The sequence below is a fragment of the Sporomusa sp. genome (assembly GCF_035561155.1).
Taxonomy (GTDB): domain Bacteria; phylum Bacillota; class Negativicutes; order Sporomusales; family Sporomusaceae; genus Sporomusa.
Map to the genome: position 1 here is coordinate 1 of NZ_DATMYD010000163.1, position 2,955 is coordinate 2,955.

Sequence of the window (2,955 nt, forward strand, 5' to 3'; positions counted from 1 at the left end):
GTTACTCAATACGAGTTTGGCTGCAACCCGTTCGGAAGCAGATTGTGCTGCGATTCCTACCAGGATATCTCCGGATTTTTCTTCATTTGCCTTCGCTAAGACCTCTTTAAGGTCCTTAAAGGCAAAGATTTTATTGTAGACCTTAGCCTTTAAAATCATCAGATGTTCCCCCAATCTGTCTACCTCTATTAATCACAGAAATCGGCCCAGTTTGCTGGATAGGTAACATAGAATACTTTACAAAATGTAGGAGAAGAAAAAACAACCTGACTCCCTTTCGGAATGTAGACGACATCCCCAGCCTTAGCCCGGAAGACTTGGTCGCCAACTTTCAGCATGAAATCTCCCTCAATAATGTAATCCGCTTCATCATAATTTAAAAACCAAGGCAGTTCGGAATGGTCAAAAGTCATGAAGCCTGCACAAAGATTTCCTTCCTTGGCCGTCACAACATCTGTTAACCCAATTCTCTGACCGGGGGGAGCCTGATCAAACGGCTGAATTACCACTTGATCACCTCGCACATGAAGGGCTTTCGGATTTGGACAAGCCGGTTTGAGGGTCTCTTCTATTATTTTTTGGACCTTTTTCTTGAGGTCGTGATCGAATCCCTCTTGAACATGAACATTTGTCACTTTGTTCCCTGATGCAGATAAGACCTGATTTCCACGGGTTATCGTTAATCCAAGTTCTTTGACTAGTTCTTGCGCAGACGGTGTCAAAACACAATTCTTTTCTAAATTAATCTCTTTCCCGTTTTTGGCAAGTTCACGTAAGACTGCAGCAGATATAAAACGTCCCAATTATTCCACCTCCCAGTTACATGATTAAACGTTCATTGACCTATGTATGTGGATAAATCTTATTTTTCACCAAAAGATTTGTTATCTCCGACAGGTAGAAGATACTCCACATCACGATGCGGACGTGGAATGACATGTACACTCATAAGATCTCCTACGCGTTCTGCGGCCGCCGCTCCGGCATCGACTGCGGCTTTAACCGCACCAACATCCCCGCGAACCATAACGGAGACTAAACCTCCTGTTACGTGTTCTTTTCCGCAAAGCGAAACATTTGCAGCTTTCAGCATCTGGTCAGCTGCTTCAATAGCAGGGATTAACCCTTTGGTTTCAATCATTCCTAATGCAAAGACACTGCGCTCTTGAGCCATAATACAACCTCCTTCATGAAATTAATGACTCGGTCAATCTGTCTTCTAAAACTTCAGAGCATTTTCAATAACATCTATTACAGCACGTTGGAATGCCTCACAGGCTGCACGACAAGCGCTTTGTGATCCGGTTAGTAATGCACCACCGAAGTTTGTTTCGGTCGGCGGTCCATAGAACGCTTTCATCTCTACTTCTGCCGCTTTAAGCGCAGCATCGATACCGTAGACTGCCTCGATGGGGGGAGCTATTAAATAGGCCAACGGCTCGCCTTCCTGAATTCCGGCAATCTTAGACAGATAGCTGCCGGTTCGGGAAATCGTATGCGGATACCAGGCCGTTTGTCCCCCATCACATGTATAGAAGAAGGCTTCGTTTTCTAAATGATTGATACAGGCATCCATCCCCGCACTGATTTCGGCAGGAGTCGGGGCGGCTAAGATTCCAATAATTTCTCCGGAACGTGGTCCTGAGGCATGAGCGGCACCGGCATAGAAACTTTTGGCATAGACCACTTCAACTTCTGCCTTTTTCGTGGCTTCGTCCAGGGCAGTATAAGTGGGATCATCCATATTTGACGTGATCATCCCAATAGAACGTTGATAGTCCTTCAATCCGAGTTGCTGTGCTAAATCAGGCGCAACATTCGGAATGAGCCGGACAGCTAACACTTTTGGCTTAATAGGCTCAATCATAAGGACCCTCCCTACTTGTCTTAATCAGTTCCGATGACTAAGTTTCTTAAGACTCCCACTCTGCCTGTGCCCGTTAGGGTATCAGCGGGGGTTGTCTCTTATTTTGTGGGTTCTGCGGGTTTCGTTTCAGTAGCTTTCGGCTCGCTGGTTTTCACTTTCGGCTTCTCATCAAAATTCGGTAACTGCGGGAGAATTTGCTCCAAGTCTTGATGCGGACGCGGAATAACATGGCAGCTCATGAGTTCCCCAACTCGTTCAGCAGCTGCTGCTCCAGCATCGACAGAGGCCTTAACTGCCCCCACATCTCCCCGCACCATTACAGTAACGAGTCCTCCCCCCACTTTGACCTTGCCAATAAGGCTGACATTGGCAGCTTTAACCATGGCATCGGCTGCTTCAATCGCTCCAACAACACCTTTTGTTTCCACCATACCGAGAGCAATCAGTTCTCCTTTGTACGCCATTGTGCTTAATCTCCTTTCGTGTTCTGTTCAATTTGACTAAACCACACCAATCCCCGGCTTACGAAAAAACGTGTGCAAAATTAGGCGAAAAAAACGAATGGATGCGCGTTAATATTTTCAACAAGTCAGAACATTATCTAAAACTTATTCTAGCAAGAAGCGTGCCAGCTCTTTTATAGAAAAAATTCCTACATTTAGCTCGCTTCTAAAGAGTCTTGAGAGGAAAAGAGTGGTCGTTTGATAAATCAAAATTGACTTCCTAAGTCAATTCCGGCCATAATTTTCTTTTTTTGTGTGTTTAGGAAGTTAGAAACTACAGCATAACTCAATTACAAATTTCAACTTTGATTTAACATGGAAGTTATCAAAGTTAAAGAGCAGCAACCTTTTTAAAACCTCTCTAGAGACTCAGATAACCCTGCTAAGAATCAAGGATTTAATGAGGCCACCCGATTTTTCCGGGTGGCCTTTTTATCCGATGACAACCCGCTCTAAGACTCCCATCTTTCCTGTGCCCTTTAGGGTATACAAGTGGGAGTTATACCCAAAGGGCACAGGCGAGCGGCTAAGTCCCTGGATAAGGGCGACTAACCTTCAGATGGGGTTAAAACCCCACCTGAAGCT

The 2,955-nt window shown here is 45.1% G+C and carries 4 protein-coding genes and 1 pseudogene; all 5 read right to left on the reverse strand.

The window, feature by feature from the left end; translation table 11 throughout:
• Window positions 1-159: ethanolamine ammonia-lyase subunit EutB (gene eutB / locus VN447_RS22740; protein ID WP_325526220.1), on the reverse strand; the 159-nt coding region annotated here is incomplete at its 3' end.
• A 29-nt stretch (window positions 160-188) separates the two neighbouring features.
• Window positions 189-803, reverse strand: coding sequence for a cupin domain-containing protein (locus tag VN447_RS22745; protein ID WP_325528653.1), 615 nt, complete (start codon window positions 801-803; stop codon window positions 189-191).
• Window positions 804-862: 59 nt separating this feature from the next.
• Window positions 863-1,174: a BMC domain-containing protein gene (locus VN447_RS22750; protein ID WP_325528655.1), complete on the reverse strand. Its 312-nt coding sequence runs from the start codon at window positions 1,172-1,174 to the stop codon at window positions 863-865.
• 45 nt (window positions 1,175-1,219) lie between these two features.
• Window positions 1,220-1,867 carry an ethanolamine utilization microcompartment protein EutL gene (eutL, locus tag VN447_RS22755; protein ID WP_325528657.1) on the reverse strand — a complete coding sequence of 216 codons (648 nt, stop codon included), beginning with the start codon at window positions 1,865-1,867 and terminating at the stop codon, window positions 1,220-1,222.
• Window positions 1,868-2,049: 182 nt separating this feature from the next.
• A pseudogene (locus VN447_RS22760) lies at window positions 2,050-2,331 on the reverse strand (BMC domain-containing protein); the annotation flags it as partial.
• Window positions 2,332-2,955: the final 624 nt, after the last annotated feature.